Source organism: Micromonospora sp. WMMD967, from assembly GCF_029626165.1.
GTDB classification, from domain to species: Bacteria; Actinomycetota; Actinomycetes; order Mycobacteriales; family Micromonosporaceae; genus Micromonospora; species Micromonospora taraxaci.
Window position 1 is genome coordinate 4,861,705 of the sequence record NZ_JARUBK010000001.1, and the last position, 25,797, is coordinate 4,887,501.

The following is a 25,797-nucleotide window of genomic DNA, read 5'->3' on the forward strand; positions in this document are numbered from 1 at the left end:
TGTCGTGGCCTTCGCCCTGCGCAAGCGCGGCCCGAGCACGTTCGAGCGGGCCGCCGACGGCTCGATGACGCTCATCGAGCACGTCCGCGAGCTGCGCAACCGTCTGTTCCGCGCGTCGCTGGCGATCATGATCGGCTTCGGCATCGGCATCTGGCTGGCGACGCCGGTCCGGATCCTGCTGTCGAAGCCGTACTGTGACCTCCCGGCCTCGATGGATCCGGTCTCCGGCAAGTGCAAGTTCGTCCAGCTCGGTGTTGCGGACGTCTTCCTGCTGAACCTGAAGATCGGCCTGTGGGTGGGTCTGGTCATCGCGGCGCCCATCTGGCTCTACCAGCTCTGGGCGTTCATCGCGCCGGGCCTGCACCGGCACGAGCGGCGCTACGCGTACATCTTCACGGCTCTCGCCGCGCCGCTGTTCGCGGCCGGCGCGGTGCTGGCCTTCTTCGTCACCACCAAGGGCCTTGAGTTCCTGCTCAACGTGTCCGGCGACGACATCGCCACCAACCTCGAGGTCACCCGGTACATCTCGTTCGTCACCAACCTGATCCTGTTGTTCGGTGTGGCGTTCGAGTTCCCGTTGATCGTGCTGATGCTCAACTTCGTCGGTCTGGCCAGCGCGAAGCGGCTGCTCAGCTGGTGGCGGGTGGCCATCTTCGTGTTCTTCGCCTTCTCCGCCGTGGTCACCCCCACCCCGGACCCGTTCGGGATGACCGCGTTGGCGCTCTGCCTTTCCGCGCTCTACTTCGCGGCGGTCGGGGTCGCGTTCATCAACGACAAGCGGCGCGGGCGGGGCAAGGAGGTCTACGCCGGCATCGACGACGACGAGGTGTCGCCGTTGGAGTTCGACGCGGACCCGGTCGTGGCCGGGCAGCGGGTCGACGCGGCGGAGCCGATCGGCGTTCCCGAGCCGATCACCAAGCCGGCACCGATCGAGCGTCGCTACGACGACATGACCTGACGGCCGCGCGCCGACCGGTCAGCCGACGCCGTCCCCGTCTTTCGGGGGCGGCGTCGCCGCGTCACGCCGAGCGTGCGCGGGAGGACTGGTGGTGACAGCGCCTGCCCCTGGTGAACGGCGGGTGTCCGACCGGTACGGTGCTGCCCGTGACCGCAGACGATCACCTGCCGGGCCCGGTCGACCGCGCCCCGCTCGCCGGTGGCCCGGTGGCCGTACTCACGAACCCGACCGCCGGCCGGGGCCGCTACCGGGCCCTGCTGCCCCGGCTGCTGGACGGCCTGGCCGTCGCCGGTCGGCCGGTCCGGTTGGTGTCGGCGTCCGGGCCGGGCGAGGCGGAGGCGGCGTGCCGCGCGGCGGTCGCGGACGGCGCGGGAGCCCTGGTGGCGATCGGTGGGGACGGCACCGTGCACCAGGCCTTGCAGGCGGTCGCCGGCACCGACGTGCCCTTCGGGCCGATCCCCGCCGGCACCGGCAACGACTTCGCGCTGGACACCGGTTTCCCGGCCGATCCGCTCGCGGCGGCGGACGTGATCGCGTCAGCGCTGCGCGACGGCCGCCGCCACACCGTCGACCTGGCCCGGATGACCGGGGCCGACGGCACCGAGCGCTGGTACGGGGCGGTTCTCGCCGCCGGCTTCGATGCGATCGTCAACGAGCGGGCCAACCGGATGCGCTGGCCGCGCGGCCCGCGCCGGTACGACCTGGCGATCGTCGTCGAGCTGGCCCGGCTGCGCCCGCGTCGCTACACGATGCGCCTGGACGGGGTGCCGCACGAGGTGGACGCGGTGCTGGTGGCGGTGGGGAACTGCCCCACGTACGGCGGCGGGATGCGGATCTGCCCCGACGCGGACCCGACCGACGGGTTGCTCGACGTGGTGGTGGCGGGTCGGGTCGACCGACGGACCCTGATCCGGGTGAAGCCGCGCATCTACCAGGGCACCCACGTCAGCCACCCGCTCGTGCATAGCTACCGCGCCCGTACGGTGGAGTTGGCCGCCGAGGGCATCACCACGTACGCCGACGGGGAACGGTCCCTGGGTCTGCCGGTGACGATCAGCGCCGTCCCGGGGGCCGTGCGGCTGCTGCGTTGACCCGTACCGCTCCGATGCTGGCGGCGATGACCAGCGCGATGGCGACGCACTCCAGCACTGTCAGCTCCTGCCGCAGCACCAGCCAGCCGGCGAGGGTGGCGACGGCCGGACCGAGGCTCATCAGCACCGCGAAGGTGGCGGTGGGCATCCGCCGTAGCGCCAGCAGTTCCAGGGTGTAGGGCAGCCCGGAGGCGAGCACCGCGAGGCCGGCACCGAGCGCCAGCACCGGCGGGTCGAGCAGCACCGCGCCGCCGTCGACGATGCCCAGTGGCAGCGTGACCAGCGCGGCGAGGGTCAGCGACAGGGCCAGCCCGTCCGCGCCCGGGAACCGGCCGCCGACCCGGGCGCTGAGCACGATGTACGCGGCCCACATGGCGCCCGCGCCGAACGCGAAGGCCACCCCGGCCGGGTTGAGCCGGTCGAAGCCGCCCTGCCCGAGCAGCGCCACCCCGGCCAGGGCCAGGCCCGCCCACGCCCAACTGGCCAGTCGTCGGGCGCTGAACACCGACAGTGCGAGGGGGCCGAGGACCTCCAGCGTCACCGCCGGGCCCAGCGGGATGCGTTCGATGGCCTGGTAGAAGAGTGAGTTCATGCCGGCCAGCGCCAGCCCGAACGCGCCCACCGCCAGCCAGGCCGACCGGTCGTGTCCGCGTAGTCGGGGTCGGCACACCACGAGCAGCAGTACCGCCGAGATCGTCAGCCGCAGGGTGACCGCGCCGGCCACTCCGGTACGCGGGAAGAGCAACGCCGCCACTGCGGAGCCGAACTGCACCGACAGCGCCCCGCCGAGCACCAGCCCCACGGCGACGACGCCACCGCGTCGGGCTGGTGGCGTGTCGGTCGGCGGTGGCGCGGGCAGCAGGATCTCGGTCACGGGCACGACGGTAGGCGTTCAGCTCCGGCTACCTCGCGGCGGTGTCCACCTGCGCGAACGCGACCTCTGTCGTTCGGCTCGTGGAGAGGGACGTTCGTCGCCGACACGGCGGTACGTGGTCGCCAACGTGGTGCTACCGGCGTACGGTCCCTGGTATGACTAGCGCGATGCGGAAGTTGTCGATCTCCGTGCCACCGGACGTGGCCGAGCGCCTGGAGCGGGAGTCCAACGCCAGCGCCTACATCACCCAGGCCGTCCGTGACCGGATGCGGTTGGACGCCCTGGACGCGGAGCTGGCCCACCAGGGCATCCCGATCACCGAGCAGGGCGTGGCCGAGGCGCGCGCCCGCCGGGCCGCCGTGGAGGCCGACTGGTCGCCGGAGCGCCGCAGCGCCCTTCGCGAGCGGGTCCGCCAACACGCGCTGGACGCCGCCGCCGGGACGCTCGAACAACCGGCCGCGTGAGCCCCGAGGACGACCGCCCGGTGCGGCTCGTGCTGGACCGGTCGGCGCTGCTGGCGTACCTGGCGGGGTCGGTGCACGTCGGGGAGCCGCTGCACGAGGTCATCCAGGACCGCAACAGGTTCGGCGTCACCGCCGTGACCGCCGCGGAGGCCCTGGCGATCGTCAGCGACCCGAAGGAACGAGCGACCCTGCACCGGCTGCTGGACCTGGACGCCTGTGCGGTGCTCTCGACCGAGGGGCACTCCTGGCACGAACTCAGCTTCTGGCGCACGGTGACGGGCCGCGCCGATCTGGCCACCACGGCGCTGGCCGTCCTCGAACACGACGCCTCGATCCTCACCGGCGAAGACCGGTACGGCGACGGCGAGCTACCGGTGATCCACATCCCCGGCTGACGGCACGGAAACCGCGGGTCAGGCGGGCAGGGCGAGGTCGAGCACCGCGCCCAGCCCGTTCTCGCGGCCCGGCTCGGCGGCCGGGAGCACCAGCACCGAACAGCCGGCGGCCACCGCTCCCGCGTCCGCGGGCGTGTCGCCGACCATCAAAGTCTGCTCCGCGTCGACGCCGAGCATTCCGCAGGCACGCCAGAAGATCGCCGGGTCGGGCTTGCAGCGCCCCACCTCGTAGGAGAGCACGAAGGCGTCCACCAGGTCGGTCAGCCCCCACGCGTCGAAGTGCGGCCGCAGGTCGAAGCCGATGTTGCTGACCACGGCCACCGGCACCCCGGCGTCGCGCAACGCGGTCAGCGTGGGTGCGGTGTCCGCGTACGGCAGCCAGCCGTCGGCGGTCAGCAGCCGCTCGTAGAGCGCGTCGGCGAAGCCCTCGATGCCGGCGTCGACGGTCTCGGCCAGCCCGGTGTACGCGCCCCGGTGGGCGTGTTGGTAGAGGTCCCGGTCGGCCCACAACTCGGCCAGCCGGGGTGGGACCCGCGCCGGCAGCGGCCCGCCGGCACGCCCGGCCGTCAGCAGCCGGTCGGCCAGCGAGGTGGCGCGCACCTGGTCCAGGGTGACCCCGCACGCGCTGGCGGCCTCCAGCACCCACCGCCGGGGTTCCTCCACCTGGGCCAGGGTGCCGTGGAAGTCGAAGAGCACCGCCTTCACGGGCCGTCGGGACGCCCGGGGGGCGGCGGCCTCGGCGTTGCCCGGCGGACGAGTCTGGGGCGGTTCGGCATGGTCCGGCACGCCGTGCACCCTACCGACCGCCCCCGACGGCACCTCCGGACGGCCTTGTGGGGTGTCGTGTCCCGGCACGCACTAATCTTGGTCCCATGTCGAGTCCCGCCGAGCGGTACGCGGAGGCCCGTCGCCGGGCCGCGCAGGCCTCACAGTTTCCAGCGCTGGACGAGTTCGCCCTCGACCTGGGGTTCGACCTCGACGACTTCCAGCGGGAGGCGTGCCAGTCGCTGGAGCGGGGCAGCGGGGTGTTGGTCTGCGCCCCCACCGGCGCCGGAAAGACCGTCGTCGGTGAGTTTGCCGTCCACCTGGCGTTGCGCGGCCGGCCCGGCGATCCGGCCGACGCGGACGCGGCGACCCCGGCGACCCGGCGCAAGTGCTTCTACACGACGCCGATCAAGGCGTTGTCCAACCAGAAGTACCACGACCTGGTCGCCCGGTACGGCGCCGATCAGGTCGGTCTGCTCACCGGGGACAACGCGATCAACGGTGACGCGCCGGTGGTGGTGATGACCACCGAGGTGCTGCGCAACATGCTCTACGCGGGCTCCAGCACCCTGCAGGGCCTCGCGTACGTGGTGATGGACGAGGTGCACTACCTGGCCGACCGGTTCCGTGGTGGGGTGTGGGAAGAGGTGATCATCCACCTGCCCGCCTCGGTCACCCTGGTCTCGCTGTCGGCGACCGTCTCCAACGCCGAGGAGTTCGCCGACTGGCTGGTCACCGTACGCGGCGAGACGGCGGTGGTGGTCAGCGAACACCGGCCGGTGCCGTTGTGGCAGCACATGCTGGTCGGCAAGCGGATGTTCGACCTGTTCCACGACGCCGACGCCGCCCGCAAGCACGACGTGCACCCGGAGTTGCTGCGCTACACCCGGGAGACCGCGCGTCGGCTGGAGCTGGGCGAGGGTCGCAGCGCGGGGCCGGGCGCCGGCCGTCGTGGCCCGCGCTGGCGTGGCCCGTTGCGCCCGGACATCGTCGACCGGCTGGACCGGGAGGGTCTGCTGCCGGCGATCCTGTTCATCTTCAGCCGGGCCGGTTGCGCCGCGGCTGTGCAGCAGTGCCTCGCCGCCGGGCTGCGGTTGACGTCGCCGGAGGAGCGGGCCGAGATCCGCCGGGTCGTCGAGTCCCGGGTCACCGCCATCCCCGGCGAGGACCTGACCGTGCTCGGCTACTGGGAGTGGCTCGACGGCCTGGAGCGTGGGCTGGCCGCCCACCATGCCGGCATGCTGCCGGTGTTCAAGGAGATCGTCGAGGAGTTGTTCGTCCGGGGTCTGGTCAAGGCGGTCTTCGCCACGGAGACCCTGGCGCTGGGCATCAACATGCCGGCCCGCTGCGTGGTGCTGGAACGCCTGGTGAAGTACAACGGCGAGGCGCACGTCGACCTGACGCCGGGGGAGTACACCCAGCTCACCGGCCGCGCCGGCCGCCGCGGCATCGACGTGGAGGGGCACGCCGTCGTGGTGTGGTCCCCGGAGACCGACCCCCGGCACGTGGCGGGGCTCGCGTCCACCCGCACCTACCCGCTGCGGTCCAGCTTCCGACCCTCGTACAACATGGCGGTGAACCTGGTCGGCACCGTCGGCGCGGAGCCGGCCCGGGCTCTGCTGGAGTCCTCGTTCGCCCAGTTCCAGGCGGACCGGTCGGTGGTCGGCCTGGCGCGGCAGGTGCAGCGCAACACCGAGACGATCGAGGCGTACGGCGCGGAGGCCGCCTGCCACCACGGCGACTTCGACGAGTACTTCGCGTTGCGGGTGGCGATCGCCGACCGGGAGAAGGCCATCGCCCGGCAGGGGCAGACCCAGCGCAAGGCCGCCGCGGTGGCGTCGTTGGAGCGGCTGCGCGTCGGCGACGTGATCCGGGTGCCGTCGGGCCGCCGGGCCGGGTTGGCCGTCGTGCTGGACCCGGCGACCGGCGGGTTCGGTGAGCCCCGGCCCCTGGTGCTGACCCAGGACCGCTGGGCCGGGCGGGTCAGCCCCGGCGATTTCACCACCCCCGCCGAGGTTCTGGCGCGAATCCGGGTGCCCAAGCACTTCAACCACCGTTCACCGGCTGCCCGACGGGATCTCGCCGCCGAGGTGAGCGGCACCGGCCTGGACCGGCACAGCGGCCGACGGGGTGGCCGTTCCCGCCAGGTGACCGGCGAGGACCACCGGCTGACCCAGCTCCGCACCGAATTGCGGCACCACCCCTGCCACGCCTGCCCGGAACGGGAGGAGCACGCCCGTTGGGCGGAGCGGCGTCGCCGGCTGGAGCGCGACACCGAGGAGTTGCGCGAGCGGGTGTCCGGGCGCACGGGTTCGCTCGCCCGGACCTTCGACCGGATCGTGGCGCTGTTGACCGACCGCGGCTACCTGGCCCGCGACGGTGCGGTCACCGACGCCGGGCGGATGCTCGGCCGGATCTGGACCGAGGCCGACCTGCTGGTCGCCGAGTGTCTGCGCCGGGGTGTGTGGAACGGTCTGTCGCCGGCCGAGTTGGCCGCTGCGGTGTCCGTGGTGGTCTTCGAGGCACGCCGCGACGTCGACGAGCGGGCGTCGCTGCCACGTGGGCCGGTGGCCGACGCGGTGGACGAGACGCTGAAGCTGTGGGGGGAGATCGAGGCCGACGAGGCGGCCCGGGGGTTGGCCGCGACCCGGGAGCCGGATCTCGGTTTTGCCTGGCCCGTCTACCGGTGGGCCCGGGGTGAGGTGCTGGCCAAGGTGCTCGGCAGCGGCCACGAGATCGACGGTGAGATGCCCGCCGGTGACTTCGTCAGGTGGGCGCGGCAGGTGGTCGACCTCCTTGGTCAACTTGCCGACTCCGGCGGTGCGTCGCCGGAGTTGCGCTCCACCGCGCGGCAGGCTATAGCGGCCATCAACAGGGGCGTCCTGGCTTACCACACCTCGGCCTGACCGTTACGTTCAGTTACTGGCGGCGTCCAACCGACGCATCGGACGGTTACCGTCGCGCCACCCCGCGAATACGGCCGGGGGTGCTATTGCGCCTGATCACGGCACCCCTGATCATTGCCCGAGCGTTTTGTTGACGCGCTGGTAACGAATGGGGAGAAGGCCGCAGTGGGGGACATCAATCACTTTGAGTACGGGTGGATCACACCCGCGTTGAGCTACGCGCTGTCCGTGCTCGGTTCCGTCCTCGGTCTGGTCTGCGCCGGGCGCATCCGTACGGCGCGGACGAGTGGGCAGCGGGCATGGTGGGGCTTGCTGGCGGCGTGGGCGCTGGGCGGCACCGCCATCTGGGCGATGCACTTCATGGCGATGCTCGGGTTCGCCGTGGAGAACACCCGGATCCGCTACGACGTGCCGCTGACCGTTGCCAGCACGGTCATCGCCGTCGTCGCTGTCGGTATCGGTCTGGCCATCGTCGGCACCGGCCGGTTGAACGCCGTGCGGCTGATCGCCGGTGGAGTCTTCACCGGTGCGGGCGTGGCGGCCATGCACTACACGGGCATGGCGGCGATGCGGCTCAACGGCACTCTCGGGTACGACACCCTCCGGGTCGCGCTCTCCGTGGCCATCGCCGTCGTGGCGGCCACCGTCGCGCTGTGGCTCGCGATGACGGTTCGCAAGGGGATGGCGGTCTTCGCCTCGGCGTTGGTGATGGGCATCGCCGTGAACGGGATGCACTTCACCGGTATGAGCGCCCTGTCGGTACACCGCCACGAAGGTGCGAACCGCGAGGTGACCGGGGCCGGCGTGAGCACCCTCCTGGTGCCGATCATGCTGGCGGTGATCTTCGGGGTGGTCGGGCTGCTCTACGCGCTGCTCGCGGCCCCGACCGACGACGACCGGGCCGCCTCGGCGTACCTGGCCGGACGGCGGGTCGCGGAGCCGGCGGCCCCGACGCCCGCCCCGGACCCGGTCGGGTTGCGCGCCCGCTCCACCCTCGGTCAGCCGGGCACCCCGTTCCCGTCCCGCCGGGACACGCCGCCCCGCTGACGCCGACCTCGGCGGATCTCAGGTCGGCGGTCGGTCGTCGATGACGAGGGTGGCCAGCAGGCCGGGGTGATCGGTCGCCTCGCGCATGGGCACCGACCTGCGACAACAGATGGTCACGCCGGCCGTCGCCACGATGTGTTGGAGCGCGCCGTCGTCCACCCGTTGGTGGTCGGGCGGGGTGCAGGACCGCACGTCGGGGTCACTGCCGGCCCGGAGGTTGAGGTCGCCGGCGAGCACGGATCCGCTGTTCCCGCGGATGGTGGGCAGGACCGTGTCGAGCAGATGCCCGCACTGGGCGAGCGCCACCCGGTAGCTGGTGTTGGCCAGGTGTGTGGTGCAGGCGAGCAGCCTGCGGTCGACGTCCACGCAGAGCCAGGCGCGTTCTTCGGGGTCGGCGAGGTCCTGCGTCGGGTGGATCCCGCGGTGCACGCCGCCCGGGGTGTCCGGTGTCCTGACGCGGGCCAGCAGCCCCACGCCGTACGGCTGCCCGTTGCGGCACCGGGTGTCGGCCCCGCTGGGCCGGTCCCCGGCGGGCTGGAACGCGGACACCACGCTCCGACCGTGGTGGACGGCCTCGAACACGCGCCGCAGGGCGGGGACGTCACCCTGACAGATCTCGTTCAGGGTGACCAGGTCGGGTGCCTCGGTGTCGATCACCTCGGCGGCGACGGCCATCGACCGGCCGGTGTAGCAGCCGGCCCGACCGCTGTTGCAGAGGTTCAGTTGGAGCATCCGCAGGACGGTGGGTCGTGCGGTGTCCGTGGCGCTGGTCGCCGGTGGCCGGCCGGGCAGCGCGGCGGCGACGAGCAGGAGGCAGACGGCCACGGCTCGACGCGTGAATCGGGACGGACGATCGGCCACGCGCACTCCGGGTGGGGCAGGCGACGGCGTCGCCACGGTGGCAGTGATCGTACTCGTGGTGGACCGGCGGCTGACCCGGGCGCGGGCCACCCCGGGGGCACGCGCGCCGCGCGTACCCCCGGGGGGTTGGTCAGCGTGTGCGGACCGCGACGACCGTGTACGGGGTGGTCGGGGTGGGTGGCGTGGTGAAGCGGCCGTTGGGCAGGTAGAGCCGGCCCAACGCCGTGGCCACTGTGGTGGGCACGTCGAAGTTCGGGTCGGTGATGACGGCGGTGAGCGTGCCGGCGGTGCCGGAGCGGTTGAGCGTGACGACCGCGATCTGGTTGAGGCTGTTCTGGACGACGTAGAGGGTGCGGCCGAGCAGCAGCAGGCCGTCGCCGTTGGTGAAGGTGTGGCCCGGCACGTCCACGGCGGTGCTCACGCCGGTCAGCGGGTCGACCCGGTACAGCGTGCCGGTGTTCGACTGGACGACGACCAGGGCCCGACCGTCCGGTGTGGTGGTGATGCCGTTGAGGTTCACGCCGGTGCCGACCTGCTCGTACGCACCGGTCAGCGGGATGGTGGTGAAACCGCCGGCGGGGGGCAGCGCGCCGCCGCGACCGAGCGGCAGCCGGTAGAGCACCGGGCGGTTGGAGTCGGTGAAGTAGGCGGCGTCGCGGGTCAGGATCACGTCGTTGACGAACGTGGGCGTGCTGGCGAACTGGTAGCTGGCCAGGACGTCGCCGGTGCGGGTGTCGAGCACGCGGGCGTCGCCGGCCGTGCCGCCGGCGACGAACAGCCGGCCGCGGGTGTCGATCTTGAGACCCAGCGACGGGGTGCCGGTGGCCGCGCCGATCGGGGTGCCGCGGCCGGTGACCAGGTCGACGCGCTGGATGGCGCCGGTCGCGCGGGACCCGAAGTAGGCGTACCGGCCGGCGGTGGCGATGCCCTCGGGCGCGAAGCCGTCGGGCAGGGCGAGGACGGTGGGCGGCCGGCCGCCGGGGTGCGCCTGCGCGGGGGTGACGGCGACGGAGGTCAGCAGGGCCACGACGAGCGCGCCGCCGAGCGTGGTGCGGAGGGGGCGGTTCACTGTGCTCCTTCCGGGCGGAAAGGCGGCAGCAGCCGACACGTCCGCCACGTTCACTGGGGCCAGGACCTGTTCCACTGTACGACCGTCGTCGATCTCCCGCCCGGCGGCACCGGCGCGACCGACCGGATCGGCCGCGCCGGTGCGACGTCGAGCGGGGTGAATGTCAGGCGTTGCGGACGAGCCTCCACCGGTTGTCCGCGCTGCCGTTGTCGGAGTCCTGGACGGCCTGCGCGCCCCAGGCGGTGGACCCGTTCAGGATGCCGAGCAGCTTGTTGCTGTTGACGTTGCGGATCTTGTAGGTGCCGTCGCCGTTGTCCACCAGGATCCAACGGTGGTCGGCGGTGCCGTTGTCCGCCCACTGCAGGACCCGGGCGTTGTCGGCGGTGGACATGTTCTCCACGCCGAGGACCTTGCCGCTGTTGACGTTGCGGAACCGGACGGCGTTGCCGTCGGTCACCATCACCCAGTTGTGGTCCGCGGTGCCGCTGTCGCCCCACTGCACGGCCAGGCCACCGTCGGCGGTGGACATGTTCTGGATGCCGAGGACCAGCCCGGTCCCGACGTTGACCAGGCGGTAGCTGCCACCGGTGTTGCCGCCGCCGGTGGTGCTCCAGTAGACCGTGTAGTTGTAGCCGTGGGCGTCGTGGAAGGGTGCGAGGTTCACGGTGGACCCGTTCGCGCTGGCGGTGAACGCGAGCGAGCTGGTGCTGGTGCGCGTGATCGAGGAGACGGTGAGCGACGGCAGGGCGCTCAACGTGGTGTTGCCGTAGTTGCCGGCCAGCACCGTCGGCCCGTACGTCACGGCGGCCACCGAGCTGTTGTCGTTGGCGGCGCGCATGACGACCTGCATCGGCAGCCGTACGGTGATGGTGTCCCCGGCGGCCCAGGTGCGGGTGACCGTCGCGTAGCTGCCCGGTGTGGTGGCGACGTTCTGCGCCGTGCCGTTCACGGCGATCGTCGCGCCGGTCGTCCAGGCCGGGATCCGCACCCGGATGCTCCACGAGCCGCTCATCGTCCCGGACAGGGTCAGGGTGGTGGTGTCGCCGACCGGGTAGGTGGTGCTCTGGGTGACCGTGATGCCCCGCTGCGACCAGTTCAGGACCGACGGCGTGAACAGGTTCACGGTCAGCGTGGTCCCGTTGTAGAAGTAGATCGACTCCATCAACCTGGTGTTGATCTCCAGGCCGGTGCCCTGGCAGCACCAGAACGAGTTGTAGTCGGTGCTCCAGGTGCCGCCGCCCCACGCCGGTCCCACACCGCGACGCCCGCCCGGCCGCAACGGGGTGAAGTAGGTGATGTGGCCGTGGCTGTCGGCCGGGTTCTGCCCACCGATCAGGTGGTTGATCAGGGCCCGCTCGTAGAAGTCGAAGTAGTCGGTCCGGTTCGGGTCGAGCAGCCACAGCTCCCGGGTCAGCTTGAGCATGTTGTACGTGTTGCACTGCTCGCAGGTGTCGTTGCTGAGGTACCCGGCGATCGCGTTGGGTGCCCGGAAGTGCTCGGCCTGACTGTTGCCGCCGATGACGTAGGTGTGCGCGTTGACCGTCATGTTCCACGCGTTGCTGGCGATGTCCCGGTAGCGGGTGGTGCCGGTGGCCTTGAACTCCCGGGCCGCGCCGATCCACTTGGGCACCTGCGTGTTGGCGTGCAGCCCGGACAGCTGGTCCTGATTGTTGGCCAGCGGGTTGAAGACGGCGGCGTGGTCGAACCGCTGGGCGGTGGTGAGCCAGCGGGAGTCGCCGGTCTGCTGGTAGATGTCGGTGAGGACGTCGTTCATCCCACCGAACTCGGTGCCCAGCATCGACTGCATCTGGCTGGAGCTCAGCCGGCTCGTGCGGGTGTCGACCCAGCCGGCGAGCGCCAGCAGCACCGTACGGGCCTGCGTGTTGCCGGTGTACCGCCAGACGTCGAGCAGTCCGGCGAGGGTCTTGTGGATGCAGTAGTAGGGCACGTTGCCGTTGGACAACGTGCGGGCTTCGAGTGCGGTGAAGTCGGACTCCGGGAAGCCGGACAGGTAACCGGCGCCGAAGCCGGCGGCTCCGTTGTTGGCCTGGCACTTGGCCAGCTCGGCCACCATGTAGTTCGCCTTGTCCCGGCAGGTGGTGTCGCCGAGCACGGCGTAGGCGTACGACCACGCGGTCAGGAAGTGCCCCTGCATGTGGGTCCGGAACGGGAAGTTCGGCGCGTCCCAGCCTCCGTTGGTGGCGGCGCCGTTGGTGGACAGCCGGTGGTTGGCGCGGAAGTTGTAGAGCATCCGGTCGACGTCGACGAACCGCAGGTAGTTGAGCGTGCGCGTCTGGTTGTCCATCCAGCGGCTGGAGTTGAGCCGTACCTGCCCGAGCTCGAACGGATACGCCGAGACTCCGAGGTCGGGTCGGACCGGTGGGACGACGGCCGCGGACGCGCCACGCGGAGCGACGGCGGCACCGGCTGCGGAGAGGGCCACGGTGGCTCCGGCGGCCTGCAGCAGGCGGCGGCGGCTGAGCGGCGGGGGTGGCATGGGACCTCCAAGGGTGTGCTGCGTGGTGGTGATCCGGAAGGTGACGTCCTGCCGGTCGGCGGCGCGCGAACTGCCACCGAGCGTGTCGACGCCTCAGGAGTCGGCTCGCGTGCCGCAGGAAGTTGGAGCCGTGGACGCCCGGTGCCCGACCCGGTACGTCATCGCGGCACATCAATGTGATCGCTAACATAGTTGGTCGTTAACATGCCCGCAACCCCCCGGATCGCCGGTTCGGCGGCGCGGCGGGTGTCCGTGCGGTGCCGTCGCGCCCCGGCGTCCCGGTGGCGCGGTCGAGGTGGGGTCGCGGGCGGCTCCGGACCCGACGCCGCCGATGCGCGTGATCGCAAGGTCATGACCCAGCGTCACGGGAACGTGCTCGCTCTCCGTTGACGCCCGGCTCGCCGCTCAGTACGGTGCATCGTAAATCGTGGATGTCAGCGTCGATACATCAATGCTGCGATGTGGTTACGACGGTCATCTCGCACCACCAGAAAATCGAGGTCAGATCGGGGGAGGGGGAGTCACTCAAGATCTGTTAGCGCTAACACGGCTGTCGGCCGTGCTGTTCGGCATGCGCGCGGTGACCCCCGCTCGACCGGCAGCCGGCAGCGGTGACTCGTCGACCCAGAACCCGCGCATCGCGCACTCTCTGTGGGAGCAATCGTGAAGGTGAACGAGAGAACCACAACCCGGGCCGGCGGCCGGGTCAGGCGGGCCGCCGCCTGGCTGGCGAGCCTCGTCTGCGTCCTCGCCGTGCTGCCGGCCAGCGCCGCCCGGGCGGACAATCCGATCGTCCAACACATCTACACCGCCGATCCGGCACCGTTGGTGCACAACGGCCGGGTGTACCTCTACACCGGGCACGATGAGGACGGCTCGACGTACTTCACCATGAAGGAATGGCGGGTGTGGTCGTCGGCCGACATGGTCAACTGGACCGACCACGGCTCGCCGTTGAACCTGGCCACGTTCTCCTGGGCGGACGCCAACGCGTGGGCCGGCCAGGTCATCGCGCGCAACGGCAAGTTCTACTGGTACGTGCCGGTGCGCCAGCGCTCGAACGGGCAGATGGTCATCGGTGTGGCGGTGGGCGACAGCCCGACCGGTCCGTTCCGCGACGCGCTCGGCCGGCCCCTGGTCGGCAACAACGAGATCGACCCGTCGGTCTTCATCGACGACGACGGGCAGGCGTACCTCTACTGGGGCAACCCGGGACTGTGGTACGTGAGGTTGAACGCCGACATGATCTCGTACTCGGGTAGTGCGACCCGGATCCCGCTCACCACGGCGGGCTTCGGCACCCGTAACGGGAACGCCAGCCGCCCGACCCTCTACGAGGAGGGTCCGTGGGTGTTCAAGCGCAACGGGTTGTACTACAACGTGTTCGCGGCGGAGTGCTGCTCGGAGTTCATCGCGTACTCCACCGCCACCGGTCCGACCGGGCCATGGACCTATCGCGGGACGATCATGCCTCGGCAGGGCGCCAGTTTCACCAACCACGCCGGCGTGATCGATTTCCAGGGCGGGTCGTACTTCTTCTACCACAACGGGGCGCTGCCGGGCGGCAGTGGTTACACGCGGTCGGTAGCGGTGGAGAAGTTCACCTACAACTCCAACGGCACGATCCCGACGATCACCATGACCACCACCGGCGCGCCGCAGGTGGGGACGCTGAATCCGTACGTGCGGCAGGAGGCGGAGACGATCGCGTGGGGCTCGGGCATCGAGACCGAGGTGTCCAGCGAGGGCGGAATGAACGTCGGCTGGATCGAGAACGGCGACTACATCAAGGTCAAGGGCGTCGCGTTCGGCGCGGGGGCGACCTCGTTCACCGCCCGGGTCGCGTCGGCGACCAGCGGTGGTCGGATCGAGGTACGCCTCGACAGCCCCAGCGGCCCGACGGTGGGCACCTGCACCGTCGGTGGCACCGGTGGTTGGCAGACCTGGACCAGCACCACCTGCGCGGTCAGCGGCGCGACCGGCACCCGTGACCTGTACCTGCGCTTCGCCGGCGGCAGCGGCAACCTGTTCAACGTCAACTGGTGGCAGTTCACCGGCGGCACCGGTGGCAGCGGGAACGTCCTCACCAACGGCGACGTGGAGAACGGCACGACCGGGTGGGGTGTGAACGGCAGCGGAACGATCTCCCGGAACACGTCGGTCGTCCGGGGTGGCGCCGGTTCCCTGTCGATCACCGGGCGCACCTCGGCGTGGAACGGCCCCAGCCAGGACGTGACAGCGAAACTCACCAACGGCAAGAGCTACACCACGAACGTCTGGGTACGCGCGCAGAGCGGCACACCGTCCGCGAAGGCGACACTGGCGTTGACCGCCAACGGCACGACCAGCTACCTCCAGCTGACCCCGGCGACAGCAGTCAACGCGAACGGCTGGACGCTGCTCACCGGCACGGCGACCCCGTCGTGGAGCGGCACGCTCACCGGCGCCACGTTCTACGTCGAGACGGCGGCGGGCACCGACAGTCTGCTCGTCGACGACGCGTCGCTCCAGTGACGTCCGGTGCCGGAGTCGTGGTCGCGCGGCTCCGGCACCCCCCTGTGACCGCAGGTGGAAGCGCCCGGCGGCGACGCGCTTCGTTACGACTTGACGAACGACATGTTATCGCTCACAGTCGATGGATGAGGGCGGCCACGGCTGTGGCTCACCGGGCGAGTCGGCCGGCCGCACCTCGGAACGCGACGTCCGCCCAGGGCATGCCGGACGTCGCGTCAGGATTCCCAGCAGTGGTGCCGTGACGGCTACCGGGCTCGCTGTCACGGTCTCGCCGACCCTGGGACACCACCGCCGTCGTACGGGGGCATCGGCCGTCGGGCATCGCCGATGCGGCTCTCCGACGTCGTGGGCGCGGCTTCGGGTGCTGCGCCCCCATCGCTGAACCACCACAGACAAGGAATCCGCATGAATCACAGAAGAGTCCTGCGAGCGGCGGTGACCGTCGCGGTCGCCGGCGCTCTCGCCACCGGCATGACGATGGCAATGACCACCGGGGCCAGTGCCGGCACGACCCTCGGGGCCTCGGCGGCCGAGAAGGGCCGTTACTTCGGTGCGGCGGTCGCCGTCAATAAGCTGTCGACCAGCGCCTACACGACGATTTTGAACCGTGAGTTCAACAGTGTCGTGGCCGAGAACGAGATGAAGTGGGCTTCCAACGAGCCGCAGCAGGGGGTGTTCAATCACTCCAGTGGTGATCGTCTGGTCAGTCATGCGCAGGCCAATGGCATGAGCGTGCGGGGTCACACGTTGTTGTGGCACGCGCAGCAGCCGGGTTGGGCGCAGGGCATGTCGGGCAGTGCGTTGCGCAACGCGGCGATCAACCACGTGACCCAGGTCGCGACGCATTACCGGGGCAAGATCTACGCCTGGGATGTGGTGAACGAGGCGTTCGCCGACGGTGGTTCGGGTGGGCGGCGTGACTCGAACCTGCAGCGGACCGGCAACGACTGGATCGAGGCGGCGTTCCGGGCCGCGCGGGCGGCGGATCCGGGTGCGAAGTTGTGTTACAACGACTACAACACCGACGGGATCAACGCGAAGTCGACGGGGATCTACAACATGGTGCGGGACTTCAAGTCCCGTGGTGTGCCGATCGACTGTGTGGGCTTCCAGTCGCACCTGGGCACGTCGTTGGCGTCGGACTACCAGGCCAACCTGCAGCGCTTCGCCGATCTCGGCGTGGACGTGCAGATCACCGAGCTGGACGTGATGACCGGCGGCAACCAGGCCAACATCTACGGTGCCGTCACCCGTGCCTGCCTGGCTGTCTCGCGGTGCACCGGCATCACCACGTGGGGCGTGCGTGACTGCGACTCGTGGCGTGGCTCGGACAACGCGCTGCTGTTCGACTGCAACGGCAACAAGAAGGCCGCGTACACCGCCGTCCTGAACGCCCTCAACGCCGGCACGGGCACCCCGACCACGCCCCCGCCGACGACCCCGCCGCCCACCACCCCGCCACCGACCACGGGCGGGTGTTCCGCGTCGGTGTCGCTGAACTCGTGGAACGGCGGGTTCGTGGCCAGCGTGAAGGTGACCGCCGGATCCGCCGGCACGAACGGGTGGAACGTCAGCGTCACCCTCCCGAGCGGCGCCAGCGTCACCAACACCTGGAGCGCCACGGCCAGCGGCTCCACCGGCACGGTGCGGTTCGCCAACGTGGACTACAACGGCCGGCTCACCGCGGGCCAGGTCGCCGAGTTCGGCTTCCAGGGAACGGGCAGCGGGACCGGCATGACGCCCACCTGCACCGCCTCCTGACCCTCTGATCGCACACGACGGCCGGTGTGGAGAACCATCCTCCACACCGGCCGTCGTGCGCGGCGGGTCGGTCAGGAGTACGGCAGCCGCAGCACCGACTGGTTGCCGAGGCCGATGGTGCTGGGGTTGTTGCCGATCGCCGACCACACCTCCACCCGGACCCTGCCGTTGCTCAACGCGCCCAACGTGCCGGTGGCCGATGCCAGGCCGGCGCTCTGGGTGTAGTGCTCGTAGCCCGGGACGGGGTCGGTGGCGAAGTAACGCCACGTCTCCACCCGGTCCCAACTGCCGTTGCCGGTGAGGTCGTAGGAGACCCGCACCTGCACGCCGTTGCCGACCGCCGTCCCCGCGTCCACGAACAGGTCGAACGCCGTCTGCCCACCGGAGTAGGCGAGGTTGAGGCCCGTCGCCGTGAAGACCTGGGCGTTGGTGGGCGTACCGTCGTGGTTGCCGTTGGCTGCCGCGACTGTCGTCGTGGCCGCGCTACCGGCGGAGCCCAACCCGCCGCCGGGCAGCAGGTACCGCGTCGGTCCGCCGGTGGACGGCGGCGGGGTCGTCGTCGGCGGCGGGGTGGTCGTCGGTGGGGGGTCCGTCGGCGTCGTCGGGGGTACGCCACCGGCCGCGTTGCCGCCACTCCAGGTGTACGCCCCGGTGGTGGCCGTCTTGCCGGCGCCCACGCTCAGCGTGGTGCCGTTGGAGAACGTCACGGTGATTGGGCTGGCGGTCGGGTTCGACGCCACGTAGGTGCGGGCGCCGTTGCGGGAGAAGACCGCCGACAGCGGGTGGTTGCCGGTCACCGTCGTGTCGACGGTGCCCAGCGCCGCGAGGTTGCGGATCCAGTGGAAGGTGTGCGCTCGGCTCTCGCCCTCCTCCGGCGTGTAGCCGGGGTTCGCGCGCAGGTTCGCCAGCGCCGCGTCGGGGTCACCGAGGGCCTGGAACTGCCAGAGGATGTCCTGCCACACCGTCGGTTGCCCGCCGTTGTTGCGGACCAGTTCGGCGTAGTTGGTCCGCACGTACGCCGGGTTGTTGCCCAGGTACAGGTGCCCGCCGGTGACCGGCAGCAGGTTGATGCCCTGGATCATCTCCGGTTCGGCGCTGAACCAGGTGGCGTACGCGCCACCGCTGCCCCAGACCATGCCGACGGTGGAGTGCCCGAAGGCGGCGGGGAAGTTCTGGTCGCTGACGTCGAACCAGTACTCCTGGATCGCCGCGGCCTGGGTGGTGTAGAGGAAGACGCCGGCGTCGCGGACGGCGGTGTCGCCAGTCGTCTGCCCCCACTGGATCAGGGCGTTGGCGAAGTTCATCCCCTCCGACGAGGACTCCTGGTTGTTGCCCGAGCCGAACGAGCCGTGCCCGGACGCCCAGTCGTGGCCCGCGTAGATGTCGAAGTCCCGCAGGTACGGGAAGCGGGTGTCGTCGCGGCGGTAGTTGTTGGCGTCGCGGATCAGCAGGTCCACCATGCCGCCGTAACGGCTGGTGGCGGCCCACGCCGGGTCGAACTTCGCGAGGGTCGCCGCGGCGGCGATGAAGTAGCCGTAGTGGAAGTGGTGGTCGTTGAGTTCTTGGTCGGAGCCGTACGACGCGGGGTAGCCGATCAGGGTGCCCCAGTTGTTGTCGTAGTAGAAGACCCGGCTGGTCTTGCCGCTGGACGCGGTGAACCAGTCGGTGAGGGTGCTGCGGATCGCGTTCAGCGCGCTGTCACGCGTGGCGGTGTCGTTGACCTGGTCGGCGATCTCGGCGATCCGGGCGGCCCGACCGAGCCCCTTGCCGGTCCAGTAGGTGTCGTTGCCGCGTTGGTCCATCGGGTTGCCGCGAACGGCCGCCAGTTGGCTGGTGAGCGTCGCCAGGTCACTTCCGCTGCCGTCGCCGACGGCCGGCAGCTCCGGCAGGACGCCCTGGAACTTCATCGCGGTGCGGAACTGGTTGACGCCGGTCAGCACCTTCATCCGGCCGCGCGCCGACGGGTAGGTCGGGGTGATCGCGGTGGACCCGCTGAGCGACTTCCACTGGTGCGGGTAGAGGCTGACCACCGTCTGCGTGGCGGTGCCCTCCCGGGCGGTGGTGGTGAACGCGTACGTGGTGGTGAGCCCACTTGTCGCCGGGTTGTACGAGTACGAGACCTGGGTGCCGGTCACGTGGGCGTGCGCGTACTGGCCGTAGGTCGCGGCCAGGCTGGCGCGCTCCGATGCGCTCGACGTCGGCGGCAGGAGGGCGATGGAGAAGTATCCCCGACCGGCCAACGTGGACGTGATCCGGCCGGACTCGACGGTCCAGCTCGCGCCGCTCGGGGCGTACCCGACGTAGTCGTGGCCGTTGACCCGGAAGCCGATGGTGGCGCCGCTGTTGGACCAGACGTCCGGGGTGCCGGCGGTCCCGATCGACGCGTTGCCGCCGGTGGCCTGGAAGTACGCGAACGGTAGGCCGTGGCCGATGGTGGCGCGTAGGGTGCGGGTGCCGTCGCTCCAGTGCGGGCTGACCGTCCAGTCCGTCCAGCCGTCCACCTTGACCTGGGGTGCGGCGAGTCCGGCGACGCCGACCCGGATGTCCTGCACGTACGGGTAGTGGAACTCCCCGACACCGGTCGCGGTGCCGCTGATGGCGGGTGTGGAGTTCGCGGAGAAGCCCAGCCCGTCGGTGAACGTGTCGTACGAGATCGGGTGGGCGTGCAGGGGCTCGCTGAAGGAGCAGTCGGTGCGCTTCCACAGCAGCGAGGACCACCAGTCGTTGGTGGGGATCGGGCCGGTGGGCGCGTTGGCGGTGGCGAACTGACGGGGGTTGCTGGACATCGCGCCGCACCCGCTCGGGAGCGGGCCGACCGGGGTGGTGGTGTAGCTGCCGGCGCCGACGGGTGCGGCCTCGGCCGCGCGGGTGACGGGAATCGCGAGGCCGCCGACGACCAGGGCCAGCGCGGTGACGGCGGCCAGGGCCCATCGGCGGTGGGGGACGGGAGGATTCATGGTGCCTCCATCGAGCGCCGGGTGTGACCGTTTCCGGGTCCGACGCGGTGCGTCTGAATTGGGTGGAAGGTCGGGTGAGAGAGCGCTCTCTCACGGCCACGGTAGTGGAGTACCGAGATTCCCGTCAATGTGTCCGTCCGGTTGCGCGCGGATGTCGTCAGGCGCCGGCGCTCTGGACGCCGCTCACCAACGCCTCTGGCGCGCGCATCCGCCAGGCGTCCGTCACCAGCTCGCTCAGGCGCTCCCGGTCGATCTGCGCCAGGCGCAGCAGCACCAGGGGCAGACCGTCGTAGCCGGGGGTGGTGAAGAAGATGTCCGGCTCACCGAGCAGGAGAGCCTGCTTCTCCGCCTCGTCCCCGACGTACAGCACCGCGATGTCGAGTCGGATCACCCGCGGCTTGCCCGGCACACGCTCCGGATAGGACCAGACGAAACCCTTGTCGGCCACCCGGAAGTCGAACCCGTCGCTGGGGTTCTCCACCGTGTGCGGCAGGGCCAACGCCACCCGGCGTACGTCCTCCGCGTCAACCACCGGGCCCCCTCACGCCGCGCGCCAACCGCATGCGCCGAGACTACGCGGTGGACAGCTCGACGCGGGTCGCGCCGACGATGGCCCCGTTGCCGTTTTCCTGCACGTACGCGACGACGGCGGCACTGCGCGGATCGAGGTCGGGCGGTGTCACCAGATCCAGTCGTCCCCGCTCGGCGCCCAGGCTCGCCGACCCGAAGGCGCGCACGACGTTGTCCTGTCGCAGCGTCCGCCCGGCGTTCTCACCCCGGGCGATCTCGCTGTCCAGGCCCCGCTGCACGATCGCCACGTTCACCACAGTGTTGGCCGGCGGTCGCTCGGCCTGGTAGTCCAGCACCGCCCGCTGCCCGTCCCACTCGACCACGGACACCGTGAGGGCGGTGGCGGCCGGTGACGCCAGGGCGGACGCGATCGCGCCGGACGCCTGTCGACGATCGGATCCGACGAACTCGACGGTGCCGTTGACGACCATCTGCGGGGTGTACAGGCCGCGGGTGCGAAGGGCACGGGCGTACGCCTCCTGCCGCGCGGTGTACGCCGCGTCGGCGAACTGGTCGGGCCACCCCAGGTCGTCCCAGTAGTCGACGTGGAAACCGAGGCCGAAGACGGCCTGACCGCGTTCCCGGGCGTCACGTTCGATCTCGGTCAGCAACTCCTCCGCCGGGGGGCAGCTGTTGCACCCCTGCGAGGTGAACATCTCCACGACGGCGAAGCCGCCGTCCGTCGACGGGTACGTCATGGTGGGTGTCTCCTCCCACGTGCGGCCGGGGGCGTTGCTCTTCCCGTTCCGGCCGCGACAATGCGCGCCGGCTCACCTCCCCGCCGCCTCCGGACGGACACCGGCCACCCGGGTGGTTGGATGGTCAGGTGCAGTTCACCGTGACAGACGCCTCGGCGCGGGAGCGCTTCGAGGCGCGCGACGAAACGGGCACGGTCGCCGGGTTCGTCACCTACCAGCTGACCGGCTCGATCATCGCCTACACCCACACCGAGGTCGATCCGGCGTTCGAGGGCCGGGGCGTCGGGTCGACGCTGGCGCGTGCGGTCATGGACGACGCGCGCGCCAAGCGGCGGACCGTCGTGCCGATCTGTCCGTTCCTCGCCGACTGGCTGGTCAAGCACCCGGAGTACGAGAGCATCGTGGTCCGGTCGACCCGCAAGATCAAGTAGAGCGTGCGGGTCAGCGACGGTCAGGCGTCGGCGCGGGCGGCGAGGGCGTCGACCAGGCGGCGGGCGGAACCGGCCAGGTTCCACCGCCCCGCGAGGTCGAGCAGCCGGTCCGGGTCGACCGGCGCGGACGGCAGCGCGGTGGGCAGCTCCGGCAGCGGCACGTCCAACGCCACCCGGACCACCGTCGGCGCGACGCCGAGGTAGTCACGTGCCGAGGCGAGCTTGGTGCGCAGGCCCGGCGCGAAGGACGAGTCGGAGTCGTCGAGAGCGGCCAGGATGCCGGCGATGCTGCCGTACCGCTCGATGAGCCGGGCGGCGGTCTTCTCCCCGACGCCCGGGACCCCGGGAAGCCCGTCGCTGGGGTCACCGCGTAGCGCGGCGAAGTCCGCGTACCGGTCGGCCGGCACGCCGTAGCGGGCCCGCACCGCGGCGTCGTCGCAGTCGTCGAGCTTGGCGACACCACGCCCGACGTACAGCAGCCGGACCGGTCGGGCGTCGTCGACGAGCTGGAACAGGTCCCGGTCACCGGAGACCACCTCGACCGGGCCGGGTTGGGTCACCGAGAGCGTCCCGAGCACGTCGTCGGCCTCGTAGCCGGTAGCGCCGACGGCGGTGATGCCGACGGCCTCCAGCACCTCCAGGATCATCGGCACCTGCGGGGACAGGGTGTCCGGAACGACCTCGCCGCCCTGCGGTGCCACCCGGTGCGCCTTGTACGACGGCAGCAGATCGACCCGCCACGCCGGACGCCAGTCGTAGTCCAGCGCGCAGACCATCCGATCGGCGCCGCGCCCGCGGATCAGGGTGGCGAGCATGTCGAGGAAGCCACGCACCGCGTTGACCGGGGTGCCGTCCTCGGCGCGGGCGGCGGACTCCGGGATGCCGAAGTAGGCCCGGAAGTAGAGGCTGGGTGCGTCGATCAGCAGGATCGGGGGTCGTTGTGCCACGCCGGACAGCCTGGCACAGCCCTCCGACGATCCGGGGCACCCCCGGCCGTCCGGCGCGGTCAGCCCTTGTCGTCGTGCCGGTAGACGGTCTCCCGCCGCGCCAGGTGCTGCACCACGTAACTGGTCACCAGCAGCAGGACCGCGACCAGCACCTCGACCCAGGCGGCGACGCCGTCGGCGACGGTGAGCCCGACGATCAGCAGGACGAGGCCGACGAGCGCGAGGACTCCCGCCCACAGTTGCCGACGACGGCGTGTCGCCGCCCGGTTCGCCTCGTTCGCTGCCACGGCGGTCCTCCCGGTCGGGGCCGCCCGCGCGGGACCCCGACCCCAGGCTATGGCCCCGGGCGCCATCCGGCTCGGCAAAACGGTCGTCGACGTGCCCACCGGCGTGGCCGAGTCGACCGCCGACCCGACCAAGCTGGTCGTGCCGGCGGTCCACCAGCGCCAGAACACCCCGGCCCGTTCGTCGACGTGCATGTCGCCGGCCCCCGTTCGCCGAACCAGTGCGTTCCAATATGGAACGGACTATAGTCGGAGCCGGAGCAACGGAGGTAGTGGGTGCGGCGAGAAGATCTTGCCGACGCGGACTGCGGCATCGCGCAGGCGCTCGGCGTGCTGGGGGACTGGTGGACGTTCCTCATCGTGCGCGACGTCGCCGGTGGAACGACCCGCTTCGACGCCCTGCACCGCGAGCTGGGTGTCAGCCGGCGGGCGCTGACCGAGCGCCTCGGCGCCCTGGTCGAGCACGGGGTCCTGGAGCGTCGACCGTACTCACGACACCCACCGCGCTACGACTACCTGCTCACCGGGAAGGGCGAAGGGCTGCTGCCGGTCCTCATCGCCCTCCAGGACTGGGGGACGAGGCACCTGATGGGCGACGGTGAGGTGACCGCGACGGCCGACGCCGGGTCCGCCGAGGCGCGCCGGGCGCACGAACTGGTCGGGCGGCGGTTGCCTGACGTCGTGCTGCCGGCACCCGACGGCCAGCCCGTCGGGGTGGCCGCGACGGGCAGGTGGAGCGTCCTCTACTTCTTTCCCGGGGCGTACGCCCCGGTCCGGCCGGACTATCCGCCCGGCTGGGCGGAGATCCCCGGTGCCCGGGGCTGCACGCTGGAGTCGACCACGTACGCCAAGCGTCACGGGGAGTTCCGGGCCGCCGAGGTGGGGGTGTACGGCGTCAGCACCCAGCGGCCCGACCAGCTCGCCGACTTCGCCGCGTACGCCGAGCTGCCGTTCCCGCTGTTGTCCGACCAGGACGGTCGGCTGGCCGCCGGCCTGCTGCTGCCCGTCTTCCGGGCGGGCGGGATGACCCGGTTCAAGCGGCTGACGCTGCTGGTCGACCCGACGGCGGTGGTGCGGGCCGTGCAGTTCCCGGTCACCGACCCGGCGGGCTCGGTGGACGAGATGCTCACTCTCGTTCGGGAACACGGCACGGTCCCCGGCTGACGCTGGGCGTCGACCGGGGACCGTGCGAACCGTCAGGCCGGGAGCGTCCAGCGCTGGTTGGCGCCGGCGAAGCAGTCCCAGATCTGCAGCCGGGTGCCGTCGGCGGAGCTGTTGTCGCTGGCGTCCAGGCACTTGTTCGACTGCGGGTTGCGCAGCGTCCCGTTGGACTGCGCCTGCCAGACCTGCGCGCCGCTGCCGTTGCAGTCCCAGAGCTGGACCTTCGCGCCGTTGGCGGTGGAGCCGCTGGTGATGTCGGCGCACTTGCCGAGGGCGCGCAGCGTGCTGTCGCTGGCCACGGTCCAGGTCTGTGCGTTGGTGCCGTTGCAGGTGTAGAGCTGGATGGCGGCCCCGTTGGCGGTGCTCGCCGCGGCCACGTCGACGCACTTGCCGCCGATGCCGGTGATCCGGCCGGTACGACCGGTCGGCGGCGGCGTGGTGCCACCCATGATGGTGTCGTACATCGCGCTGACCAGCGACGTCGAGCCGCTGGTGTCCTGGGTCAGCTCCCAGTTCATCACGCCGCCGGCGTTGGCCAGCGCCCACTGCGTCTTACGCTTCACCGTCGGGATGCCGTTCCAGCACTGTTGCGCGCCGCCGATGGTGGCGCAGTCCCGGTTGGCGTTCGCCGGGTCCATGCCGACCAGCGCCGAGTAGGTGTAGTAGCCGGGGCGGCTGTAGAACGGGATGCCGAGGACGGCCTTGCTGGCCGGCAGACCACGGGCCTTCCACAGGTTGACGCTGTTGATCGACCAGTCGTAGCCGGCGTGCGGGCTGCCGCCGTCGTAGGCCATGATGTTGAGCCAGTCGACCTGGTTGAACACGGCGGGCTGGATGCCCTCCAGGTAGTAGCCCTCGGAGACCACGGCGGCGGTGAGCAGCTTGCCGCGGCTGTGCAGCGCGCTGCCGAGCTGCGTCATGAGTGCGGTGTAGTTGTTCGCCGACGCGCCCGGGTCGGGGTACTCCCAGTCCATGTCGACGCCGTCGAGGTTGTACTGATTGACGAAGTTGACAAGGTTGTTGACGAAGGTGGTCCGGGTGCTGGAGTTGGCCGCGAGGGCCTCGAAGGCCGAGTCGTTACCGTCGTTCCAGCCGCCGACCGCGATCGAGACCTTGACGTTGTTGGCGTGTCCTGCGGAGACCAGCGAGGAGAGCCGTGCCCCGTCGACACCCTGGAGGCTGCCGTTGCTGTTCGGCAGCACGAAGGCGTAGTTGATGTGGGTGAGCTTGTTGAACTGGATGCTGTTGATGTTGCCCGTCCAGGAGGGCATGTAGCCGACGCTCTTGAAGTTGTTCGGCAGCACCACGGCCTGCGCGGCGGTGGACGTGACAGTGAGTGTGGCGGCGGCGGTGGCCAGCGCGAGCAGGCCGGCGGCGAGGGCGCGGCGCAGTGGTGAGGACATCGGGGGCCTTCCCGTGGGCGGGGGACGACGCCGCCCGCGCAGGGTTGTCGCGGGCGGGAGGTGCGGGGACGCAGGAACGGGTGGGCCTCGAGGCAGCCAAATCTTAAAGAGTGTTAACTGTCCGAGTCAATCAACGACGGTGGA

General features: G+C 71.0%; 21 protein-coding genes. 10 read left to right on the forward strand and 11 right to left on the reverse strand.

All coding sequences use genetic code 11. The features are described from left to right. Positions 1 to 4: 4 nt before the first annotated feature. On the forward strand, positions 5 to 958 hold the full coding sequence (gene tatC / locus O7631_RS21975; protein WP_278145955.1) for a twin-arginine translocase subunit TatC: 954 nt from the start codon (positions 5 to 7) through the stop codon (positions 956 to 958). 146 nt (positions 959 to 1,104) lie between these two features. Next, entirely contained in the window at positions 1,105 to 2,049 is a 945-nt protein-coding gene (locus tag O7631_RS21980) for a diacylglycerol kinase (protein ID WP_278145956.1), read from the forward strand. Here O7631_RS21980 and O7631_RS21985 read toward each other — a convergent pair. Next, positions 2,012 to 2,929 carry an EamA family transporter gene (locus tag O7631_RS21985; RefSeq protein ID WP_278145957.1) on the reverse strand — a complete coding sequence of 306 codons (918 nt, stop codon included), beginning with the start codon at positions 2,927 to 2,929 and terminating at the stop codon, positions 2,012 to 2,014. The two genes, O7631_RS21980 and O7631_RS21985, sit on opposite strands and share 38 nt — an antisense overlap. Positions 2,930 to 3,078: 149 nt before the next feature. Between O7631_RS21985 and O7631_RS21990 the strand changes: the two genes are divergently transcribed. Beyond that, positions 3,079 to 3,387: a hypothetical protein gene (locus O7631_RS21990; protein WP_145781983.1), complete on the forward strand. Its 309-nt coding sequence runs from the start codon at positions 3,079 to 3,081 to the stop codon at positions 3,385 to 3,387. Beyond that, a complete protein-coding gene (locus tag O7631_RS21995) occupies positions 3,384 to 3,782 on the forward strand; it encodes a hypothetical protein (protein ID WP_269678796.1) in 399 nt (132 codons plus the stop codon). Before O7631_RS21990 ends, O7631_RS21995 begins: the two co-directional genes overlap by 4 nt. 18 nt (positions 3,783 to 3,800) lie before the next feature. Here the strand turns inward: O7631_RS21995 and O7631_RS22000 are convergent, their stop codons facing one another. Continuing rightward, positions 3,801 to 4,568, reverse strand: a complete 768-nt coding sequence (locus O7631_RS22000; RefSeq protein WP_278145958.1) for an HAD family hydrolase — start codon at positions 4,566 to 4,568, stop codon at positions 3,801 to 3,803. A gap of 86 nt (positions 4,569 to 4,654) precedes the next feature. Here O7631_RS22000 and O7631_RS22005 point away from each other — a divergent pair, with 86 nt between their 5' ends. Together O7631_RS22005 and O7631_RS22010 are read left to right on the forward strand one after the other, a co-directional pair. After that, positions 4,655 to 7,453 carry a DEAD/DEAH box helicase gene (locus tag O7631_RS22005; RefSeq protein ID WP_278145959.1) on the forward strand — a complete coding sequence of 933 codons (2,799 nt, stop codon included), beginning with the start codon at positions 4,655 to 4,657 and terminating at the stop codon, positions 7,451 to 7,453. A gap of 165 nt (positions 7,454 to 7,618) precedes the next feature. After that, positions 7,619 to 8,500, forward strand: coding sequence for an MHYT domain-containing protein (locus O7631_RS22010; RefSeq protein WP_278145960.1), 882 nt, complete (start codon positions 7,619 to 7,621; stop codon positions 8,498 to 8,500). A gap of 18 nt (positions 8,501 to 8,518) precedes the next feature. Here the strand turns inward: O7631_RS22010 and O7631_RS22015 are convergent, their stop codons facing one another. From O7631_RS22015 to O7631_RS22025, 3 genes are all read right to left on the reverse strand, one after another. Next, on the reverse strand, positions 8,519 to 9,361 hold the full coding sequence (locus O7631_RS22015) for an endonuclease/exonuclease/phosphatase family protein (RefSeq protein WP_278145961.1): 843 nt from the start codon (positions 9,359 to 9,361) through the stop codon (positions 8,519 to 8,521). A 130-nt stretch (positions 9,362 to 9,491) separates the two neighbouring features. Next, the gene (locus O7631_RS22020) at positions 9,492 to 10,430 is read right to left on the reverse strand and encodes a superoxide dismutase (RefSeq protein ID WP_278145962.1); all 939 of its coding nucleotides are present in this window, start codon (positions 10,428 to 10,430) and stop codon (positions 9,492 to 9,494) included. Positions 10,431 to 10,593: 163 nt separating this feature from the next. Beyond that, positions 10,594 to 12,927, reverse strand: coding sequence for a beta-L-arabinofuranosidase domain-containing protein (locus O7631_RS22025; protein WP_278145963.1), 2,334 nt, complete (start codon positions 12,925 to 12,927; stop codon positions 10,594 to 10,596). Positions 12,928 to 13,683: 756 nt separating this feature from the next. On the opposite strand from O7631_RS22025, the gene O7631_RS22030 reads away from it, so the two are divergent. Continuing rightward, the gene (locus tag O7631_RS22030; RefSeq protein WP_278147992.1) at positions 13,684 to 15,441 is read left to right on the forward strand and encodes a family 43 glycosylhydrolase; all 1,758 of its coding nucleotides are present in this window, start codon (positions 13,684 to 13,686) and stop codon (positions 15,439 to 15,441) included. Positions 15,442 to 15,912: 471 nt separating this feature from the next. Further along, positions 15,913 to 17,202 carry an endo-1,4-beta-xylanase gene (locus O7631_RS22035; RefSeq protein WP_278147993.1) on the forward strand — a complete coding sequence of 430 codons (1,290 nt, stop codon included), beginning with the start codon at positions 15,913 to 15,915 and terminating at the stop codon, positions 17,200 to 17,202. Positions 17,203 to 17,273: 71 nt separating this feature from the next. On the opposite strand, the gene O7631_RS22040 is transcribed toward O7631_RS22035, so the two are convergent. The 3 genes from O7631_RS22040 to O7631_RS22050 form a co-directional block, all read right to left on the reverse strand. Further along, a complete protein-coding gene (locus tag O7631_RS22040; RefSeq protein ID WP_278145964.1) occupies positions 17,274 to 20,159 on the reverse strand; it encodes a glycosyl hydrolase in 2,886 nt (961 codons plus the stop codon). Positions 20,160 to 20,316: 157 nt separating this feature from the next. Beyond that, positions 20,317 to 20,691: an MmcQ/YjbR family DNA-binding protein gene (locus O7631_RS22045; protein ID WP_278145965.1), complete on the reverse strand. Its 375-nt coding sequence runs from the start codon at positions 20,689 to 20,691 to the stop codon at positions 20,317 to 20,319. A 40-nt stretch (positions 20,692 to 20,731) separates the two neighbouring features. After that, complete coding sequence (locus tag O7631_RS22050; RefSeq protein ID WP_278145966.1) at positions 20,732 to 21,427, reverse strand: DUF1223 domain-containing protein; 696 nt, start codon at positions 21,425 to 21,427, stop codon at positions 20,732 to 20,734. A 128-nt stretch (positions 21,428 to 21,555) separates the two neighbouring features. Between O7631_RS22050 and O7631_RS22055 the strand changes: the two genes are divergently transcribed. Then, the gene (locus tag O7631_RS22055) at positions 21,556 to 21,858 is read left to right on the forward strand and encodes a GNAT family N-acetyltransferase (RefSeq protein ID WP_278145967.1); all 303 of its coding nucleotides are present in this window, start codon (positions 21,556 to 21,558) and stop codon (positions 21,856 to 21,858) included. A gap of 20 nt (positions 21,859 to 21,878) precedes the next feature. On the opposite strand, the gene O7631_RS22060 is transcribed toward O7631_RS22055, so the two are convergent. Together O7631_RS22060 and O7631_RS22065 are read right to left on the reverse strand one after the other, a co-directional pair. After that, positions 21,879 to 22,805, reverse strand: coding sequence for a 5'-3' exonuclease (locus O7631_RS22060; protein ID WP_278145968.1), 927 nt, complete (start codon positions 22,803 to 22,805; stop codon positions 21,879 to 21,881). Positions 22,806 to 22,864: 59 nt separating this feature from the next. After that, complete coding sequence (locus O7631_RS22065; RefSeq protein WP_278145969.1) at positions 22,865 to 23,092, reverse strand: hypothetical protein; 228 nt, start codon at positions 23,090 to 23,092, stop codon at positions 22,865 to 22,867. A 273-nt stretch (positions 23,093 to 23,365) separates the two neighbouring features. Here O7631_RS22065 and O7631_RS22070 point away from each other — a divergent pair, with 273 nt between their 5' ends. Beyond that, positions 23,366 to 24,253: a winged helix-turn-helix transcriptional regulator gene (locus O7631_RS22070; protein WP_278145970.1), complete on the forward strand. Its 888-nt coding sequence runs from the start codon at positions 23,366 to 23,368 to the stop codon at positions 24,251 to 24,253. Positions 24,254 to 24,285: 32 nt separating this feature from the next. Here the strand turns inward: O7631_RS22070 and O7631_RS22075 are convergent, their stop codons facing one another. Next, positions 24,286 to 25,653, reverse strand: a complete 1,368-nt coding sequence (locus O7631_RS22075) for a glycosyl hydrolase family 18 protein (RefSeq protein ID WP_278145971.1) — start codon at positions 25,651 to 25,653, stop codon at positions 24,286 to 24,288. Between the last annotated feature and the right edge of the window lie 144 nt (positions 25,654 to 25,797).